At 64.2% G+C, this 18,077-nt stretch carries 14 protein-coding genes; 10 read left to right on the top strand and 4 right to left on the bottom strand.

Annotation, left to right across the window (positions count from 1 at the left end; genetic code table 11):
* Positions 1-6: 6 nt before the first annotated feature.
* Together eutC and IVA92_RS21095 are read left to right on the top strand one after the other, a co-directional pair.
* Positions 7-792: an ethanolamine ammonia-lyase subunit EutC gene (eutC, locus tag IVA92_RS21100; protein WP_247278907.1), complete on the top strand. Its 786-nt coding sequence runs from the start codon at positions 7-9 to the stop codon at positions 790-792.
* Positions 793-998: 206 nt separating this feature from the next.
* Positions 999-3,362 carry an MMPL family transporter gene (locus IVA92_RS21095; RefSeq protein ID WP_247278906.1) on the top strand — a complete coding sequence of 788 codons (2,364 nt, stop codon included), beginning with the start codon at positions 999-1,001 and terminating at the stop codon, positions 3,360-3,362.
* Between the two features lie 119 nt (positions 3,363-3,481).
* On the opposite strand, the gene IVA92_RS21090 is transcribed toward IVA92_RS21095, so the two are convergent.
* On the bottom strand, positions 3,482-3,979 hold the full coding sequence (locus IVA92_RS21090) for a hypothetical protein (RefSeq protein ID WP_247278905.1): 498 nt from the start codon (positions 3,977-3,979) through the stop codon (positions 3,482-3,484).
* A 448-nt stretch (positions 3,980-4,427) separates the two neighbouring features.
* Here IVA92_RS21090 and IVA92_RS21085 point away from each other — a divergent pair, with 448 nt between their 5' ends.
* From IVA92_RS21085 to IVA92_RS21060, 6 genes are all read left to right on the top strand, one after another.
* A complete protein-coding gene (locus IVA92_RS21085) occupies positions 4,428-4,661 on the top strand; it encodes a hypothetical protein (protein ID WP_166817451.1) in 234 nt (77 codons plus the stop codon).
* 179 nt (positions 4,662-4,840) lie between these two features.
* On the top strand, positions 4,841-5,725 hold the full coding sequence (gene hpnC / locus IVA92_RS21080) for a squalene synthase HpnC (RefSeq protein WP_247278904.1): 885 nt from the start codon (positions 4,841-4,843) through the stop codon (positions 5,723-5,725).
* Positions 5,715-6,554 carry a presqualene diphosphate synthase HpnD gene (hpnD, locus tag IVA92_RS21075; RefSeq protein ID WP_247278903.1) on the top strand — a complete coding sequence of 280 codons (840 nt, stop codon included), beginning with the start codon at positions 5,715-5,717 and terminating at the stop codon, positions 6,552-6,554. Before hpnC ends, hpnD begins: the two co-directional genes overlap by 11 nt.
* The gene (hpnE, locus tag IVA92_RS21070) at positions 6,554-7,810 is read left to right on the top strand and encodes a hydroxysqualene dehydroxylase HpnE (RefSeq protein WP_247278902.1); all 1,257 of its coding nucleotides are present in this window, start codon (positions 6,554-6,556) and stop codon (positions 7,808-7,810) included. Before hpnD ends, hpnE begins: the two co-directional genes overlap by 1 nt.
* A gap of 51 nt (positions 7,811-7,861) precedes the next feature.
* Positions 7,862-9,829, top strand: coding sequence for a squalene--hopene cyclase (shc, locus tag IVA92_RS21065; RefSeq protein ID WP_247278901.1), 1,968 nt, complete (start codon positions 7,862-7,864; stop codon positions 9,827-9,829).
* Positions 9,826-10,575, top strand: coding sequence for a phosphorylase (locus tag IVA92_RS21060; protein WP_247278900.1), 750 nt, complete (start codon positions 9,826-9,828; stop codon positions 10,573-10,575). Before shc ends, IVA92_RS21060 begins: the two co-directional genes overlap by 4 nt.
* 78 nt (positions 10,576-10,653) lie before the next feature.
* Here the strand turns inward: IVA92_RS21060 and hpnH are convergent, their stop codons facing one another.
* The gene (hpnH, locus tag IVA92_RS21055) at positions 10,654-11,811 is read right to left on the bottom strand and encodes an adenosyl-hopene transferase HpnH (protein ID WP_247278899.1); all 1,158 of its coding nucleotides are present in this window, start codon (positions 11,809-11,811) and stop codon (positions 10,654-10,656) included.
* Positions 11,812-11,846: 35 nt separating this feature from the next.
* On the bottom strand, positions 11,847-12,773 hold the full coding sequence (ispH, locus tag IVA92_RS21050) for a 4-hydroxy-3-methylbut-2-enyl diphosphate reductase (RefSeq protein ID WP_247278933.1): 927 nt from the start codon (positions 12,771-12,773) through the stop codon (positions 11,847-11,849).
* Between the two features lie 465 nt (positions 12,774-13,238).
* Here ispH and IVA92_RS21045 point away from each other — a divergent pair, with 465 nt between their 5' ends.
* Positions 13,239-15,827, top strand: a complete 2,589-nt coding sequence (locus tag IVA92_RS21045; RefSeq protein WP_247534312.1) for an MMPL family transporter — start codon at positions 13,239-13,241, stop codon at positions 15,825-15,827.
* On the opposite strand, the gene IVA92_RS21040 is transcribed toward IVA92_RS21045, so the two are convergent.
* Complete coding sequence (locus tag IVA92_RS21040; RefSeq protein ID WP_247278897.1) at positions 15,795-16,421, bottom strand: DUF2147 domain-containing protein; 627 nt, start codon at positions 16,419-16,421, stop codon at positions 15,795-15,797. The two genes, IVA92_RS21045 and IVA92_RS21040, sit on opposite strands and share 33 nt — an antisense overlap.
* 141 nt (positions 16,422-16,562) lie before the next feature.
* On the opposite strand from IVA92_RS21040, the gene hpnO reads away from it, so the two are divergent.
* Positions 16,563-17,954 carry an aminobacteriohopanetriol synthase HpnO gene (hpnO, locus tag IVA92_RS21035; protein ID WP_247278896.1) on the top strand — a complete coding sequence of 464 codons (1,392 nt, stop codon included), beginning with the start codon at positions 16,563-16,565 and terminating at the stop codon, positions 17,952-17,954.
* The last annotated feature ends 123 nt before the right edge of the window (positions 17,955-18,077 follow it).

Here is an 18,077-nt window from a genome sequence, read left to right as displayed (position 1 = left end):
TGCGACATGTCTGATCCGCCTCCGCCGCGCCGTCCCACGCTCGATCTGCGGACGTTCACGCCCGCACGCGTTGCGCTGGGCCGCAGCGGCGCGAGCGTGCCGACGCGCGCGCTGCTCGATTTCACGCTCGATCATGCCCGCGCCCGCGATGCTGTGCATGCCGTCTTCGAGGTGCCGCGTCTGGTCACCGATCTCCGCGCGCTAGGCCTGGTCGTGACCGAGGTGAGGAGCCGGGCGGTCGACCGCAGGGACTATCTGCGGCGGCCGGACCTTGGACGGCAGCTTGATGCCGGCTCAGCCGAGCTTCTGGCGCAAAGGGCCTCGGCGCCGTGCCAGCTCGCGGTCGTGATCGGCGAGGGCCTGTCGGCGGCAGCGGTCCACGGCCATGCGGTGGCGCTGCTGAGGCGCCTGCTGCCGCTGCTCGCGGCCGGCGATGGTGTCGCGATCGGCCATGTCATTGTCGCCTCGGGCGCGCGCGTCGCGCTCGGCGACGAGATCGGCGCGATTCTCGGCGCGCACATGGTCGCGATGCTGATCGGAGAGCGGCCGGGCCTGTCGGCGCCCGACAGCCTCGGCGCCTATCTGACCTTCGCGCCCAAACCCGGCCGCACCGACGCTGAGCGCAATTGCGTGTCGAACATCCACCGCGCTGGGTTGAGCTATGACGACGCTGCTTTCAAGGTCGCCTGGCTGGTCCGTGAGGGGCTCGCCCGGAAGACCACCGGCGTGGCGCTGAAGGACGAGAGCGCGGACCGCGCGCCGCGTCGAATTGGCACGGCTTTGCTGGAATGACTAGCATTCCGGCAAAATCGCCGCATCTTGATCGATTCGGCCACATTTCGCCGGCTTGCGAGAAGGGTGATTGACCTGCTAAACCCCTCGCGGCGATTTTCCGCGCATTTTCAAAGGGCAAGCCTCCCATTGGTATGGCGTTTTCAAGCCGTTCGCGGGGCGTAATAAGCTCTCAAGACCGAACCGATTTAGGAACTGGATAAGGCATGCTCGAAAAGCACAGCGAGAATGAGGTTCATGTCGACAAGGTCGAGCAGGGACCTACGTCCTCGATCGCCTTCGGGCTGGAACGGCTCGGGCTGATCGCCGTCCGGACCCCGATCGTTTCCTGTATCGTCCTGCTCGCGCTGATCGTCGGCGCCGTGTTCGGCATTCACCGGATCAAGATCGACGATTCGCTGTCGCAGCTCTTCCGCTCCGACACCCGCGAATTCCACCAATACGAAGAGGTGACCAAGAAGTTCCCGGCCGAGGAGTTCGACGTTCTCGTCGTGGTTGAGGGCAAGGATCTGCTGGCGAGGAACAACCTGGAGAAGCTGCGGGACTTCATCACGGACCTGCAATTGGTCGAAGGCACGCGCGGGCTGGTCTCGCTGTTCTCTGCGCGCCAGGCGCCGGCGCCGGGCAAGCTGCCGGCGGCGCTGTTCCCGCCCGAGCTGCCCGAGGGCGCGGCCTATGACAAGTTCATCGAGACCGTCAAGAACAACGAGATCATCCGCGGCAAGCTGTTGTCGGAGGACGGCACGCTGGCCCTGATCGTGTTGTCGCTCGATCCGGAGGTGGTCGGCTCCAATAAGCTGACCAAGACCGTCGGCGACATCCGCGCGCTGATGAAGGAGGACCTTAGCGACACCGGGCTCAACGTGCAGCTCTCCGGCGTGCCGGTGATGCAGCTCGAGATCCGCAACGCGGTCGAACGCGACGGGCTCACCTACAACATCCTCGGCATCCTCGCCGGCTGTATCATCGCCATCATCTTCTTCCGCAAGATCTCGTTCATGGTCGCGGCGGCATTCCCGCCGATGATCGCGATCCTGCTGGCGCTCGGTGCGCTCGGCTGGGCTAATTTCAACCTTAACATGTTCCTGAACGTGATGACGCCGCTCATCATGGTCATCAGCTTCTCGGACTCGATGCAGCTCACCTTCGCCGCGCGCGACCGGCTGATCGCAGGCCAGGACAAGTTCACCGCGTTCAAGAACGCCGTGCTGGTGGTGGGACCGGCCTGCGTGCTGACGCACGGCACCGCCGGCATTTCCTTCATCGCGCTCCAATTCTCCGACTCCGACCTGATCCGCAAGTTTGGCGAAGCGGGCCTTGCTGCCACCATCATCGCGCTGGTCGCGGTGCTGTCGCTGGTGCCGGTGTTCGGCGTGCTGTTCGTGCGCAACGAGAAGGTTTTTGCGGTCAAGTTCCAGGGTGCCGATGCCGGCGTCCAGGCGCTGCGCAATTTCTGCTATTGGATCGCGGTGCGCATGGTCGGCCGTCCCGGCCTGTTCAGCCTGATCGCGGTGCTGTTCGTCGGCGGCCTCGGCGTCATCTATGCCAATCTGGAGCCGCGCTACCGGCTCGCCGATCAGGTGCCGGACAAGCGCCAGGCGGTCGCCGCCAGCGACCGGCTCGACGCCAAGCTGACCGGTGCCAATCCGGTCAACGTTCTGATCGCGTTCCCCAAGGGCGAATCGCTCTATTCGCCGGAGACGCTCCAGACCATCGGCGACGTGCATGCGATCGTGGAGAAGGCGGCCGGTGTCGGCAACGTCTGGTCGCTCGAGACCCTGCGCCGCTGGCTGGCGGAAAAGGCCGGCAGCGCCGACGTCGCGACGCTGCAGGAATATGTCAACGTCATCCCCGAGCACCTGGTGCGGCGCTTCATCGACGCCGAGCAGGACGCGGTCGTGGTCGCCGGCCGTGTGCCGGACAAGGATTCCAGCCAGCTGCTGCCGATCGTCGACAAGCTCGATTCCGAACTCGACGCCGTCCGCAAGAAGCATCCCGGCTACGAGATTGCGGTGACGGGCCTCGCTGCGATTGCGGCGCGCAACTCGGCCAGCATGATCGAGAAGCTGAACCGCGGCCTCACCGTCGAATTCGCGCTGGTCGCGATCTTCATCGGCCTCGCCTTCCGCTCCTGGGTCGTGATGTTGGCCTGCATCCTGCCTGGCATCTTCCCGGTGGTGATGTCGGGTACGGTGCTGTGGGCGATGGGCGAGGGCCTGCAATTCGCCAGCGTCGTCGCGCTCACCGTCTCGTTCGGCCTCGGCCTCAGCGCCACCATCCACTTCCTCAACCGCCTGAGGCTCGAGAGCAAGCCGGGCGTCGGCTCGGCGCTCGCGGTGGAGCGCGCCACCGTCTTGGTCGGCCCGGCGCTGATCCTGACCACGGTGGTGCTGGCCTGCGGCCTCGTCGTGACCGTGTTCTCCGACCTGCCGTCGCTGCGGCTGTTCGGCTGGCTCAGCGCCTTCTCGATGGTGATGGCGCTCGTCGCCGACCTCTTCATCCTGCGGCCGACGGCGATGTGGCTGATCAATCTGCACGCGAAGCTGCAGGGCGACAAGCCGGCGATTTGAGCGGGAGGGCCCGGGCCGTCTCGTATTCGACGTCAAGCAGCCATACGCATGTCCATGTCAACAAAAAGCCCCCGGCTCGCGAGAGCCGGGGGCTTTGTTGCTCGTGAGCGGAAAGGACGTCAGCCCTTCGTCATCGTGATGTTGACGCCGCGGATTTCGCCCTTGGAAGAGATCTGCACCGTCTGCTTGGTGCCGTTGGTGCGCAGTGACAGATTGGCGGCAAAACCGTTGGCCTCGACGAACACGTCGATCTGGCCGCCGCCGGCGGTGCCCTGGAGGTTGCCGAAGATGTTGCGGCTGGCTTCGCTCCAATTGCCGGAGATGCGGTCGCCCTGGCTCGTCACGTCGCTCGTGAGGTCGAACTTGTAGCTGTCGGACGCGCAGTGCAGCGCCTGCTTGAGGTTGAGGCCGCTGCCGGCGACCTTGTAATCGGCCTTGCAGCGGATGCGTTCGGTGGAGCCGTCGGACAGCGACACCGTGCCGGTGCCGGTCCACGCGCCGTCAAAACCGGCAAATGGGCCGGACGATTGAGCATGGCTTGCCGACACTGAGAAGAGCAGCGCAGCCCCGATGCCGACCGCCTTGATTGCCTGTCCAGATCGCCCAAAGAATGTCATCTCAAATATCCCGTTTTGGAACGACGTCCATTCAAGACAAGGACGTCTCGCCACATCGAAAGTTTAGTGTTCCGAGCCTGTGCTAGGTTCAACGCGTGACCACCGAAGATGGTGCTTCGTGCCACGCGCAATAACGCGATTCCCCGTGTTTCGGTGTGTTTCTGACCGAAACAGCGAGGCGGAGAGATGCAGCTCTGCAACAGATCCCAGCCAAAACGCGATGTTCCAGAATTATCTCGTAGTATCAGCCTCTTACATCTGCCAATGAAGGCGCAGGGAAGACCTGATTTGGTGGAAGTGGCGCCAATTTGGCCGCATTTGCCAGTGCTTGTGCCTTCTCTGAGCCCGCTACTCCCGCGGCAACTTGCCATCAGAAGAATCCGCGCCGGACATCCGCCCTGTGCAGCCCGTGATCGGTGCGATTCTGCCGTCAGAATGAAGGAATACAATGCGTAAGCTTCTCGTCGCTCTCACCCTGCTGTCGGCCTCTCTTTCGACGGCGGCGTTCGCCCAGCAAGGGCGTGGCACGGACGCTGAGCAGAAGGCCTGCACACGCGACGTGCAGAAGTTCTGCCGTCCGGTCATCGACCAGGGCGATTTCACCGTCCTGGCCTGCCTCAAGGAGAACCGGGCCAAGATCTCGCAGGCCTGCGACCAGGTCCTGAAGAACCACAACCAGTAAGCTCGGCCGCTGGCCGACAAGGGCGGCCTGGGCCGCCTTTGTCGGCGCGATCCGCAAGGGGCAGCCATCGAGAGACAGGATTGGTTTTGCGGCCGTATTCCCCTATATGGGGGCCGCCGGCATGAGCCCGCGCGAGCGAAAAAGCCCTTCCTGTCCAACCGATTGTAAACCAGCCCTCGATGACCTCTGCGAGCGAATTGCGATCCGGCAAGAGTGACCGCGACGAGAATTTTCCCGTCGCGTCCTGGATCATTCATCCGCGTCATCGCGCGCTGATTCTGGCGTATTACAATTTCGTCCGCACCGCCGACGACATCGCCGACCATTCGACGCTGCCGCCCGACGAAAAGCTCGCTTATCTCGACCTGCTCGAGGCGGAACTGCTCGGCAGGGGCGACACCCAGGCCGAATCGGTCACCCTGCGCCGTGCACTGGCCGAGCGCGGCATGGCGCCGCGCCATGCGCTCGACGTGCTCATCGCCTTCCGCATGGACGTCACCAAGCTGCGCTACGAGAATTGGGACGAGGTCATCCACTATTGCCGCTATTCGGCGATGCCGGTCGGCCGCTTCATGCTCGACGTTCATGGTGAGAGCACCTCGACCTGGGCTGCCTCGGATGCGCTCTGCGCGGCGCTCCAGATCAACAACCACCTCCAGGATTGCGGCAAGGATTTTCGCGAACTCAACCGCGTCTATCTGCCGCGCGATGCGCTGGCCGCGAGCGGCGCCTCCGTCGAGCAGCTCGGGCTGACGCAGTCGCCGCCGGCGATGCTGGCCTGCCTTCAGGCGCTCGCCGTGCGTAACGAAGCGCTGCTGAACGAGAGCAAGTCGCTCAGCGCGCAGGTGAGGGACTTCCGCCTGGGCGTCGACATTTCGGTGATCCAGGCCTATGCCGACCGCATCGTGCGCCTGCTCAAGGTGCGCGATCCCCTGCGCCAGCGCGTGCATCTGAACAAGCTCGAGCTGCTCGCCTTCAGTCTCGCCGGGATGATTGGCGAAGTCGGCCGTCGCGCGATCGGACGCAGGGCCATTTCCAGACCGGGGACTGCACATGACGCTTGAGGCGACCTCGCCCGGCGCCAATTATGGTTCGACCGCATCCGGCAGCTCTTTCTACGCCGCGATGCGCATCCTGCCGCATGATCAGCGCGAAGCGATGTTCCAGATCTACAGCTTCTGCCGCCAGGTCGACGACATCGCCGATTCTGACGGCCCGCGCGCGGAGCGGCTTGCCGCGCTTCAGCAGTGGCGCAACGACATCGATGCGCTCTATCAGGGCAATCCGCCGCCGCGCCTGAAGGACTACGTCGCCTCGGTGAAGACCTTCGGGCTGAAGCGCGAGGACTTCCTTGCCATCGTCGACGGCATGGAGATGGACGTGCCGCAGGACATCCGCGCGCCCGATATGGCGACCCTCGATCTCTACTGCGATCGTGTCGCCAGCGCCGTGGGGCGCCTGTCGGTGCGGGTGTTCGGCCTGCCTGAAGAAGACGGTATCCTGCTTGCCCATCATCTCGGCCGCGCGCTTCAGCTCACCAACATCCTGCGCGACATCGATGAGGACGCTGGCCTCGGCCGGCTCTATCTGCCGCGCGAGGCGCTGCTGCATGCCGGCATCACCGCCACCGATCCCAACCGCGTCATCGCCGAGCGCGCGCTGCCGAAAGTCTGTCTGCCGCTGGCGCAGCGCGCGAAATCGCATTTCGAGAAGTCGGACGAGATCATGAACCGCAACAAGCGCCGCGCGGTGCGCGCGCCGCGGATCATGTCGAAATACTATCATTCCATTCTGGACCTCCTGATGGCGCGCGGCTTCGACGCGCCGCGCGCGCCGGTGCGTGTGTCGAAGATCACACGCATCCTGATCCTGCTCCGTTACGCTTTCATCTGATGCAAAAGACAGTTCATATCATCGGCGCCGGGATTTCCGGCCTCTCCGCCGCCGTGCGGCTCGCCAATGCCGGCTTCAAGGTCGCCGTGCACGAGGCAACGCACCAGGCCGGCGGCCGCTGCCGGTCCTATTTCGACGGCGCCACCAATCTCACCATCGATAATGGCAATCATCTGCTGCTGTCGGGCAACAGCCATGCGCGTGCCTATGCGCGCGCGATCGGCACCGAGGCCGGCCTTGTCGGCCCCGAGCGCGCGCAGTTTCCCTTCGTCGACATCAAGACCGGGCAACGCTGGCAGATCGATCTCGGCGATGGCCGGCTGCCGACCTGGGTCCTCGACGAGAGCCGCCGGGTGCCCGATACCGGGCTGAGCGATTATCTCAAGCTGGCGCCGCTGATCTGGGCGTCGGAGGAGACACTGGTCGGCAAGTCCATTCCTTGCGAGGGCATCCTCTATCAGCGTCTGGTGCAGCCGTTGCTGCTGGCGGCGCTCAATGTCGATCCGCCCGAGGGCTCGGCCGGGCTCGCCGGCGCGATCGTGCGCGAGACGCTGCTCGCGGGGGGGCAGGCCTGCCGTCCCCTGATCGCGCGCGACGGCCTCAGCGCCGTCCTGATCGAGCCTGCTGTGAAATTCTTGGCTGAGCGCGGCCACACGGTTCAGCTCGGCCATGAGCTGCGTTCGTTTTACACCAATGACGGCAAGGTCGCCGCGCTGAATTTCGGCGGCGAGGACGTGATCGAGCTCAGTGAGGGGGACGTCATCGTAATGGCGGTGCCACCCCGCGCCGCCGCCAGCCTGCTGCCCGGCCTGAAGACGCCCACCGAATTCCGCGCCATCGTGAACGCGCATTTCCGCTTCGAACCGCCGCCGGGCTCTGCGCCGATCCTCGGCGTGATCGGCGGCGTTGTGGAGTGGCTGTTCGCGTTCCCGAACCGACTTTCCGTCACCATCAGCAATGGCGACCGCCTGGTCGACATGCCGCGCGAGGAACTCGCGCAGGCGATCTGGAACGACGTCTGCAAGGCCGGCGGCGTGTCCGGTGAGTTGCCTCCGTGGCAGATCGTGCGTGAGCGCCGCGCCACGTTTGCCGCGACGCCAGCGCAGAATGCCCTGCGTCCGGCGCCGGTCACTGCGCTGAAAAACCTGTTCCTTGCTGGGGATTGGACTGCTACGGGATTGCCGGCAACCATCGAGGGATCGGTCCGGTCGGGCGATCGCGCCGCCGATCTGATTCTCGCCGCACAGCGGCCCTGACGGGCAAATGTCCCGGTCAATTTCAATCGACAATCGGAGCAATCGAGCGACATGGATTCCGTGAACGCGACCAGCCGCGAAGCCTTGGATCCAAGCATCTTGGAATCGAGCATTGCATCGGCGACGCAAGGCGTCCTCGGCTTCCAGCAAGCGGACGGCCATTGGGTGTTCGAGCTCGAGGCCGACTGCACGATTCCGGCCGAGTATATCCTGCTGCGCCATTATCTCGCCGAGCCCGTCGACACTTTGCTCGAAGCCAAGATCGGCAACTATCTGCGTCGCGTCCAGGGTGCCCATGGCGGCTGGCCGCTGGTGCATGACGGTGAGTTCGACATGAGCGCCAGCGTGAAAGCCTATTTCGCGCTGAAGATGATCGGCGATTCCATCGATGCCCCGCACATGGTGCGTGCGCGCGAGGCCATTCATGCCCGCGGCGGAGCGATTCACAGCAACGTCTTCACGCGCTTCCTGCTCGCGACATTCGGCGTCGTGACCTGGCGCGCGGTGCCGGTGCTGCCGATCGAGATCGTGCTGCTGCCGTTCTGGTCGCCGTTCCACCTCAACAAGATCTCCTATTGGGCGCGCACAACGATGGTGCCGCTGATGGTGATCGCCGCGCTGAAGCCGCGTGCGAAGAATCCGAAGGGCGTCGGCATCGACGAGCTGTTCCTGCAGGATCCGCGTTCGATCGGCATGACCGCGAAGGCGCCGCACCAGAGCATGGCCTGGTTCCTGCTCTTCCGCTCGCTCGATGCGATCCTGCGCGTGATCGAGCCGATGTTTCCCAAGAGCCTGCGCAAGCGCGCGATTGATGCGGCGCTCGCCTTCACAGAGGAGCGGCTCAACGGCGAGGATGGCATGGGCGCGATCTATCCGCCCATGGCTAATATCGTCATGATGTATGACGCGCTCGGAAAGGACGAGAATTATCCGCCACGCGCGACGACGCGGCGGGGCATCGACAAGCTGCTCGTTATCAAAGACGACGAAGCCTATTGCCAGCCCTGCGTCTCGCCGGTGTGGGACACGACGTTGACGGCCCATGCGCTGCTGGAAGCTGGCAACGCGCCAGCCGTGCCGGCCGCCAAGCGTGGCCTCGATTGGTTGATCCCGAAGCAGGAGCTCGAAGTGAAGGGCGATTGGGCGGTGAAGCGGCCCAACGTGCGTCCGGGCGGCTGGGCCTTCCAGTACAACAATGCCCATTATCCCGATCTCGACGACACCGCCGTCGTGGTGATGTCGATGGACCGGATGCGCCGGGAGCACGGCGCGACCGGCTATGACGCCGCGATCGCCCGCGGCCGGGAGTGGATCGAGGGCATGCAAAGCGACGACGGCGGCTGGGCTGCCTTCGACGTCAACAATCTCGAATATTACCTGAACAATATCCCGTTCTCCGACCACGGCGCGCTGCTCGACCCGCCAACCGAGGACGTCACCGCGCGCTGCATCTCGATGCTGGCCCAGCTCGGCGAGACCGCGAAGACCAGCAAGCAGGTGGCCGACGGGGTCGCTTACTTGCGGAAAACCCAGCATCCGGAAGGGTCCTGGTACGGCCGCTGGGGCATGAACTTCATCTACGGAACCTGGTCCGTGCTCTGTGCCCTCAACATGGCCGGCGTCGACCACAAGGACCCCACGATTCGCAAAGCCGTGGCCTGGCTGGCCTCGATCCAGAACGAGGACGGCGGCTGGGGCGAGGATGCCGTCAGCTATCGCCTGGACTACAAGGGCTGGGAGGCTGCGCCCTCGACCGCCTCGCAAACGGCATGGGCCTTGCTTGCCCTCATGGCGGCAGGCGAGGTTGATCACCCAGCCGTCGCCCGCGGGGTGGAGTACCTGATTGCAACACAAAACAAAAAAGGACTGTGGGACGAGCAGCGGTACACCGCCACAGGCTTCCCCCGCGTGTTCTATCTACGATATCATGGTTACCCAAAGTTCTTCCCGCTGTGGGCACTGGCGCGGTACCGGAACTTGCGGAACACCAACAGCAGGGTGGTAGGGGTCGGAATGTGACTTTGGGGACGGGGGACTATCTTACCGCGGGTAATACGATCGACCCGCGGCCGATACTGATCGTGACCGGTTTGGTTCAGGAGGCCCGCATTGCAGCCGGGCCCGGAATGGCGGTCATCTGTTCATCCAGCAGCCCGACCCAGTTGCGGGCCCTGCTGACGGTGGTGGATCCCGAAACGATTCGCGGTGTGATCTCGTTTGGTGTGGCTGGCGGGCTCGACCCGACCTTGCGCTCCGGTGACGTCGTGCTGGCGACCGAAGTGCTGTCCGGCGACACCCGCTGGGCCGCCGGCCTGTCGCTCGGCGACGACCTCATCGATCGCCTGACCTCGGGACGCCGCCGTGTCGTGCGCGGTAGCCTCGCCGGTGCCGAGGAAGTGGTCACCGGGCGGTCCTGCAAGGCGGCGCTGCATTCCGAGACGGGAGCAGCGGCCGTCGACATGGAGAGCCACATCGCGGCTGCCTACGCCGCCGAGGCCGGGCTGCCCTTTGCCGCGGTCCGCGTCATCAGCGACCCCGCCCATCGCGCGCTGCCGGCGCTCGCCCGCGCCGCCATTAAGCCGAACGGCCAGATCGACCTTCCGGCCGTGCTGCGCGGCATCGTGCGCAATCCGGCGACGCTGCATGCGCTGGTCTCGACCGGCCTCGACTTCAACCGCGCGCTGCGATCCTTGCGCGGCTGCCGCGACTTTCTGATCGGCACCGAGGTCGCCGGCAGCGAGACCCTGGTCTCAGAGGCGGCCTGAGCGGCTTCTTCGAGCTGACGAAAAGAAAGGCCCGGTCGCATTGGCGACCGGGCCCTTCTCTTAACTGCTTGGCCTGCCTCAAGCCGCCGTCGAAGCCTTCGTCGCCTTCTCCTGCGCTGCGAGAGCTTCGTCGCGGCGAATCTCCGAGAGCTTCTTCTGGACCTGCTCGGAGAAGATGTACTGAGCCGGGCGCTGCTTGGACATGTCGATCTCCGGCGCCATCGGGCCAGTGGTCCTGATGCCGCGCAGCGACACCCACATCGCCTTCAGCGGATTGTTGAGGGCTGCGGTCGCCGCGGTCGGCTCGTAGCCGCAATGGGCCATACAGTCGGCGCACTTCTCGTATTTGCCGGTGCCGTAGCTGTCCCAATCGGTGGTCTCCATCAGCTCCTTGAAGGTCTTCGCATAGCCTTCGCCGAGCAGGTAGCAGGGCTTCTGCCAGCCGAAGATGTTGCGCGCGGGCATGCCCCACGGCGTGCACTCGTATTCCTGGTTGCCGGCGAGGAAGTCCAGGAACAGGCCGGAATGCATGAAATTCCACTTCTTGCCCTTGCCCATGGCGAAGACGTCGCGGAACAGCTTCTTGGTCTTGGTGCGGTTGAGGAAGTGCTCCTGGTCCGGCGCGCGCTCATAGGCGTAGCCCGGGGACATCGAGACGCCGACGCCGAGCTCGACGGTGAAGTCGAGGAATTTCGCGATCTCCTCGGCCGGATGGCCGTCGAAGATGGTGGCGTTGACGTTGACGGTGAAGCCGCGCGCCTTGGCCGCCTTGATTGCGGAGACGGCGCGGTCGAACACGCCCTTCTGCGACACCGCCTTGTCGTGGTGATCGCGCAGGCCGTCGAGATGCACGGAGAAGAACAAATACGGGGAGGGCTCGAACAGATCCAGCTTCTTCTCAAGCAGCAGCGCGTTGGTGCAGAGCGAGACGAACTTCTTGCGCGCGACGAGGCCGCGCACGATCTCGCCGATCTCCTTGTGGATCAGCGGCTCGCCGCCGGGAATCGCGACCATTGGCGCGCCGCATTCGTCGGCGGCGTCCCAGCACTCCTGGGCCGTCATGCGGCGGTTGAGGATCGCGTCGGGATAATCGATCTTGCCGCAGCCGACGCAGGCGAGGTTGCAGCGAAATAGCGGCTCCAGCATGAGCACAAGCGGATAGCGTTTGCGGCCAAGCAGTTTCTGCTTGAGCAAATAGCCGCCGATACGCATTTCCTTGAAGAACGGGATGGCCATTACAAGTTTCTTTCTGGGCTTTGAATTCGGGTGGGTCAGCTCGCAGCCAGTTGGGCCGGAAGCCTGAATTCGATGTTTTCCTCGCGACCCGGCAACACCGAGACCTTCACGGGTCCGATCCGCCGCATCGCTTCGATCACGTCATCCACGAGTACCTCGGGCGCCGATGCGCCGGCCGTGACGCCAACAGTCCTGGCATCCTTCAACCACTCCGGATTGAGCTCGCTGCCGTCGGAAATCAAATAACTCGCGACGCCGGCTTCAGTGCCGATTTCGCGGAGCCGGTTCGAGTTCGAACTGTTGGCAGCGCCAACCACCAAGATCACGTCGACCAGCTTGCTCAAATCCCTTACCGCAGTTTGGCGGTTCTGTGTCGCATAGCAGATATCCCGGATATCCGGACCTTGAATATCTGTAAAGCGGGCCTGAAGGGCCGCGATGATGTCCTTGGTGTCGTCGACCGACAGGGTGGTCTGGGTGATGTAGGCCACTGGCGTATCCGCCGGCAGCGTCAGCGCCTTAACCTCTTCAACGCTTTGAACCAGCAGCACGGGAGCGGGAACCTGGCCCATCGTGCCCTCGACCTCGGGGTGGCCGGCATGGCCGATCAGGATCAGCGTGCGTCCCTTGGTGATGTAGCGCTTCCCCTGATTGTGAACTTTCGTGACCAGGGGGCAGGTGGCGTTCAGCACCGGAAGGTCCCGCGCGGCGGCCTCTTCCTCGACGCTGCGGGCGACGCCATGGGCGCTGAAGACGGTCACCGCTTTCGGCGGCACCTCGGACAATTCCTCGACGAAGATCGCCCCCTTGTTCTTCAGGCTCTCGACCACGTATTTGTTGTGCACGATCTCATGGCGCACGTAGACGGGCGGGCCGTACTTTTCCAAGGCCCGCTCCACGATCTCGATCGCACGCACCACGCCCGCGCAGAAGCCGCGCGGCTGCGCCAGATAAACTTCCATTGGACGTCCATCACGCAAGTTGCACCAATCCACTTCAAAGTTCCCGACAGCACCCGATAGTGACCAACGAGCTGCAATAACCGCACCATCGGTCTTGCGCACGCGGTAGCCGCCACTCCCCGTTTGGGGCTCCGGCGCATGGAGGCGCAATACTTTGTGTCAAAAAATCGGCAGCAAGGGAAGGCTGAATGAACCTAGGGTTCCCGACAAAATCCCATTCTATGGTATTATAGTAGAGTGATTCACGGTGAGCGAGATGCGGCACGGTGCTCACTCTTTCGTCACTTTCCCGCCTCAACTCCCCGGTTATACCGACCGCCCCGCATCATTTTTGCCACGCTCCTCCGCCGTTTACCTCGAACCTTCGCCCGGCGAGAGCCACTCAAAACAGCAATAGGTTTCGCCCGGGAACTCCGATAAACAGCGGGCGTTTCCGGCAAGCTGTTAACCGCAGAAAGAAAAGAAGTGCTGCAAAGCGTAGTCGTTGCCATTTTCAGGGCCTGCACCCGGTTTGCCTCCCTCGTCGTCGTTCTCGGGCTCCTGCTGTCGGTGGGAGCGGGCTATTACGCTGCGCGCCACTTCGCCATCAACACCGACATCAATTCGCTGATTGCCCAGAATCTCGACTGGCGCCAGCGCGACCAGCAGTTCGACCGCGCCTTCGACCGCGACGCGACTATCACGGCGGTCGTCGAGGCCAAGACGCCCGAAATGGCGAGCGCCGCGGCGGACGCGCTCTTTGCCAAGCTGAAAGACGACAAGACCAACTTCCAGTCGATGCAGCAGCTCGGCAGCGGCGAGTTCTTCGAGAAGAACGGCCTGTTGTTCCTGCCGACCGAGGAGGTCGGCAAGATTACCGGTCAGTTCGAATCCGCAGCGCCCCTGATCGAGATCATGGCGGGCGACCCCTCGATCCGCGGCCTGACCGGCGCGCTCGAGACCGGACTTGCCGGCGTCAAGCGCGGCCAGGTCAAGCTCGACAGCACGGAACGGCCCTTCAACCTGATCGCGCAGACGGTCGAGACCGTGCTCAACAAGGGCAATGCCAGCTTCTCCTGGCGCGAGCTCGTCAGCGACGAGCCGCTGAAGGATTCGGACAAGCGCGCCTTCATCGAGTTCAAGCCGATCCTCGACTACAACGCGCTGGAGCCGGGCAAGGGCGCCACCGATGCAATCCGCAAGGCCGCAGCGGATCTGGATTTCCCCACCAAATACCAGGCGCGGGTGCGGCTGACCGGCCCGGTCCCGATCGCCAACGAGGAATACGCGACCGTCCAGGAAGGCGCCGTCGTCAACGGCATCGGCACGGTCCTCGTCGTGCTGCTCATCCTGTGGCTGGCGCTGCATTCGGCGAAGATCATCTTCGCGGTGTTCGTCAACCTCTTCGTGGGCCTCGCGATCACGACCGCGGCCGGCCTGATGATGGTCGGCTCTCTCAATCTGCTATCGATCGCGTTTGCGGTGCTGTTCGTCGGTCTCGGCGTCGATTTCGGCATCCAGTACAGCGTCCGTTACCGATCCGAGCGCTACAAGCACGACAATCTCTCGGGCGCGCTGGTGCTGGCCGCCAAGCGCTCGGCGGTGCCGCTGTCGCTCGCGGCGATGGCAACGGCCGCGGGCTTCCTCTGCTTCATGCCGACCGACTACAAGGGCATCTCCGAGCTCGGCCAGATCGCCGGCGTCGGTATGCTGGTGGCGTTCATCTCTTCGATCACCGTGCTGCCGGCGCTGTTGAAGCTGTTGAACCCGCCCGGCGAACCGGAGCCGGTCGGTTACGCCTTCCTGGCGCCGCTCGATCACTTCCTCGAAAAGCACCGCGTCCTGATCGTCGGCGGCACGCTGCTGCTGGCGCTCGGCGGCCTGCCGCTGCTCTACTTCATGAAATTCGACTTCAATCCGATGAATCTGCGCAACCCGCACGCCGAATCCATCGCGACCTTCCTCGACTTGCGCAAGGATCCCAACACCGGCGCCAATGCCATCAACGTGATGGCGACGTCGGAGGAGCAGGCAAGGCAGGTCGAAGCCAAGCTGGAGAAGGTGCCTGAGGTGCTGCGGGTGATGTCACTCGACAGCTTCGTGCCGCAGGATCAGCCGCCGAAGCTGAAGCTGCTCGCGCAGGGCGCCAAGGTGCTGAATCCCGCGCTCAATCCCGACCAGATCGATGCGGCTCCCTCCGATCAGGAGAACGTCGAATCGCTGAAATCCTCGGCTGACAATCTGCGCCGGACCGCGGGGGATGCGAAGGGCCCGGGTGCGGCCGCCTCGCGCCGGCTGGCGGACGCGCTCGAGAAGCTCGCCAATTCCGATGAGGCCACGCGCAACAAGGCGCAGGACGTGTTCGTCACGCCGATGAAGATCGTGTTCGACCAGCTCAGGAACGCGATGCAGGCCGAGCCGGTCACCCTGAAATCACTGCCGCCGGATCTCGTCAGCGCCTGGAAGAGCAAGGACGGCATCATCCGCGTCGAGGCATTGCCCAAGGGCGACCCCAATGACAACGACACCCTGCGCAAATTTGCCGCCGCAGTGCTCGCGGCCGAGCCGACCGCGATCGGCGGGCCGGTCTCGATCCTGAAATCCGGCGACACCGTGGTGAAGGCGTTCATCCATGCCGGCATCTATGCGCTGCTGGTGATCGGCTTGCTCTTGTGGGTCACGTTACGCCGGTTCGTCGACGTGCTGATGACGCTGGTGCCGCTCCTGGTTGCCGGCGCGGTGACACTCGAGATCTGCGTGTTGATCGGCCTGCCGCTCAACTTCGCCAACATCGTCGCATTCCCGCTGCTGCTCGGCGTCGGCGTCGCCTTCAAGATCTATTACGTCGTGGCGTGGCGCTCGGGCAGGACGAACCTGCTCCAGACCAGCCTGACACGCGCGATCTTCTTCAGCGCGCTGACAACGGCGACCGCGTTCGGCAGCCTGTGGCTGTCCAGCCATCCCGGCACGTCCAGCATGGGCAAGCTGCTCGCACTCTCCCTGGTGACGACGCTTGCCGCCGTGCTGCTGTTCCAGCCGGCCCTAATGGGCAAACCCCGCAATCTCAGGGAGTAGGCAGATGTCGCCGATCGGGTCGGCGGCGCCCTTCTGACCGGCCTTGGCTGCGCCGACGGCCTTCGGGGCAGCGGGGGCAGGTGCTGTGGCGCCCGTCGTTCCCTGGGCCTTCGGTGCCGCGCCGCTGGACTTCGGCGCGCCCCTGGCCATGGCGTTGGCGGGGCTCAAGGGGATCGGCGGACCAACCCGGGTCCAGGTCTCGCCCCCGCAGAGGAAGCCCATCACGCAGCCCTTGATTTCGAGCTGGTCGGTACCGGCCGGCGTGATGGTTGCACTGTAGAGCTGGCCGTCCTTCGCGTTGTAGACCTGTCCCTCCCACTGATCGACGCCGGGCTTCTTCTTCATGTCGATCAGGGTCGCCATGCCCAGCGTCGGCCTGTTCTTTTTCGACACATCCGGGTTGTTCTCGTCGCGGCCGCCAGGCTGCTTTTCCCAGGACACGGCACCCCACATGCTGCCGTTGCATTGGGCGACACGGATGTTGGCGACGCCGTCGGCGACCCGCCAGTCGCCGGTCGGGTCTGCGGCGAGCGCGGGGGTCGGACAGGTGTAACCGGCAGCCAGTATTATTCCGGTGTAAAGGGCTAAACGCATGATAGTTCCTTGGCAGTGCAACATCGCTTAAAGCTGTGCTTGCGAAGATGGTCCGAAAAAGGGCAAAAGGCCGCACAGAGCGTTTTCGACAGCGGTCCGTTTTCAGTTGACGAGACGGCCCTCAACCGAAGTATGTAGCGGATGCACAGTCCAAATCCAGACATGTCTGAGCTCTTCGCGGACCGTCAGGCCCAGCGTAGCGCCCTGCATAATCGGTATCTGAACGAGCAGTTCGTTCGGGTTCTGAAGACCATCGGATACGATGTCGGGTTCCAGAAAGGGCAGGGGCAGTACCTCTATGATCGCGATGGCGCGCGCTATCTTGACCTCTTGTCAGGGTTCGGCGTGTTTGCGATCGGGCGCAATCATCCCGTCATGCGTGAGGCGCTCAAGAGCGTGCTCGACGCGGACCTGCCCAATCTCGTCCAGTTCGATGTCTCGGTGCTCGCCGGCGTGCTTGCCGAGCGGCTTTTGAAGTACGTCCCTTATCTCGACAAGGCGTTCTTCGCCAATTCCGGCGCAGAATGCGTCGAAGCAGCGATCAAGTTCGCGCGCGGCGCGACCGGCCGGCCCGGCATCGTCTATTGCGCCCACGGCTATCACGGCCTGACCTATGGCGCGCTGTCGCTCACGGGTGATTCGAACTTCCGCACCGGATTCGAGCCGCTGCTGCCGGGCTGCACCCCGATCCCGTTCAACGATCTGGCCGCGCTCGAAAAGGCCCTGGCCTCGCGCGAGGTCGCAGCCTTCGTCGTCGAGCCGATCCAGGGCAAGGGCGTCAACATGCCCACCGACGAGTTCCTGCCCGGCGCGGCCGCGCTCTGCAAGAAATACGGCACGTTGTTCGTCGCCGACGAGATCCAGACCGGCATGGGCCGCACCGGCCGCTTCCTTGCGGTCGAGCACTGGAACGTCGAGCCCGACATGGTGCTGCTGTCGAAGTCGCTGTCGGGCGGCCACGTGCCGGTCGGCGCGGTGCTGACGCGCAAGAGCATCTTCGACAAGATCTTCAACCAGATGGATCGTGCGGTGGTGCACGGCTCCACCTTCTCCAAGAACGACCTCGCCATGGCTGCGGGCATCGCCACGCTCGACGTCATGGAGTCCGACAAGCTGATCGAGTCCGCCGCCAAGCGCGGCGCCGAACTGCGCCTCGCGCTGACGCGCATGGTGCCCGGCTACGAGCTGATGAAAGAAGTCCGCGGCAAGGGGCTGATCATCGGCGTCGAGTTCGGCCCGCCGAAGTCGCTGCGCCTTCGCGCTTCCTGGAACGTACTGGAGACCGCCAACAAGGGCCTGTTCTGCCAGCTCATCACGGTGCCGCTGTTCAAGGATCACAAGATTCTGACCCAGGTCGCCGGCCACGGCAGCCACACCATCAAGCTGCTGCCGCCGCTCACCATCACCGAGGAAGACTGCACCTGGATCGAGCGCGCCTTCGACGACGTCATCGCCGGCAGCCACAAGGTCCCCGGCGCGATCTGGTCGCTCGGCAAGACCTTGGTCGACAACGCGGTGCGACGGTCGGCGTAGTTTCGCCGATCGGTCTCAACGCGCGTCATTGCTGTCGATGTTCAATAATTCGCTGATTGGATCGCGGTGGTCTTGGTAGCGGCGAAGGCCTTGGGAGTTTGTCCTGCCAAGGCCTGATGGGGT

Origin of the sequence: Bradyrhizobium sp. 154 (genome assembly GCF_023073875.1) — a bacterium.
Taxonomy (GTDB): Bacteria; Pseudomonadota; Alphaproteobacteria; order Rhizobiales; family Xanthobacteraceae; genus Bradyrhizobium.
The sequence above is the reverse complement of the archived record's forward strand: the minus strand, read 5'-3'. Positions and strand labels throughout refer to the sequence as shown.

What these genes read in the sequence shown, in the direction of transcription:
- hpnH (WP_247278899.1), bottom strand. Translation starts at nt 11,811, where the DNA reads ATGGCCATCCCGTTCTTCAAGGAAATGCGTATCGGCGGCTATTTGCTC.
- hpnD (WP_247278903.1), top strand. Translation starts at nt 5,715, where the DNA reads ATGACGCTTGAGGCGACCTCGCCCGGCGCCAATTATGGTTCGACCGCA.
- IVA92_RS21090 (WP_247278905.1), bottom strand. Translation starts at nt 3,979, where the DNA reads ATGACATTCTTTGGGCGATCTGGACAGGCAATCAAGGCGGTCGGCATC.
- IVA92_RS21040 (WP_247278897.1), bottom strand. Translation starts at nt 16,421, where the DNA reads ATGCGTTTAGCCCTTTACACCGGAATAATACTGGCTGCCGGTTACACC.
- IVA92_RS21095 (WP_247278906.1), top strand. Translation starts at nt 999, where the DNA reads ATGCTCGAAAAGCACAGCGAGAATGAGGTTCATGTCGACAAGGTCGAG.
- hpnO (WP_247278896.1), top strand. Translation starts at nt 16,563, where the DNA reads ATGCACAGTCCAAATCCAGACATGTCTGAGCTCTTCGCGGACCGTCAG.
- hpnC (WP_247278904.1), top strand. Translation starts at nt 4,841, where the DNA reads ATGACCTCTGCGAGCGAATTGCGATCCGGCAAGAGTGACCGCGACGAG.
- hpnE (WP_247278902.1), top strand. Translation starts at nt 6,554, where the DNA reads ATGCAAAAGACAGTTCATATCATCGGCGCCGGGATTTCCGGCCTCTCC.
- IVA92_RS21085 (WP_166817451.1), top strand. Translation starts at nt 4,428, where the DNA reads ATGCGTAAGCTTCTCGTCGCTCTCACCCTGCTGTCGGCCTCTCTTTCG.
- ispH (WP_247278933.1), bottom strand. Translation starts at nt 12,773, where the DNA reads ATGGAAGTTTATCTGGCGCAGCCGCGCGGCTTCTGCGCGGGCGTGGTG.
- eutC (WP_247278907.1), top strand. Translation starts at nt 7, where the DNA reads ATGTCTGATCCGCCTCCGCCGCGCCGTCCCACGCTCGATCTGCGGACG.
- shc (WP_247278901.1), top strand. Translation starts at nt 7,862, where the DNA reads ATGGATTCCGTGAACGCGACCAGCCGCGAAGCCTTGGATCCAAGCATC.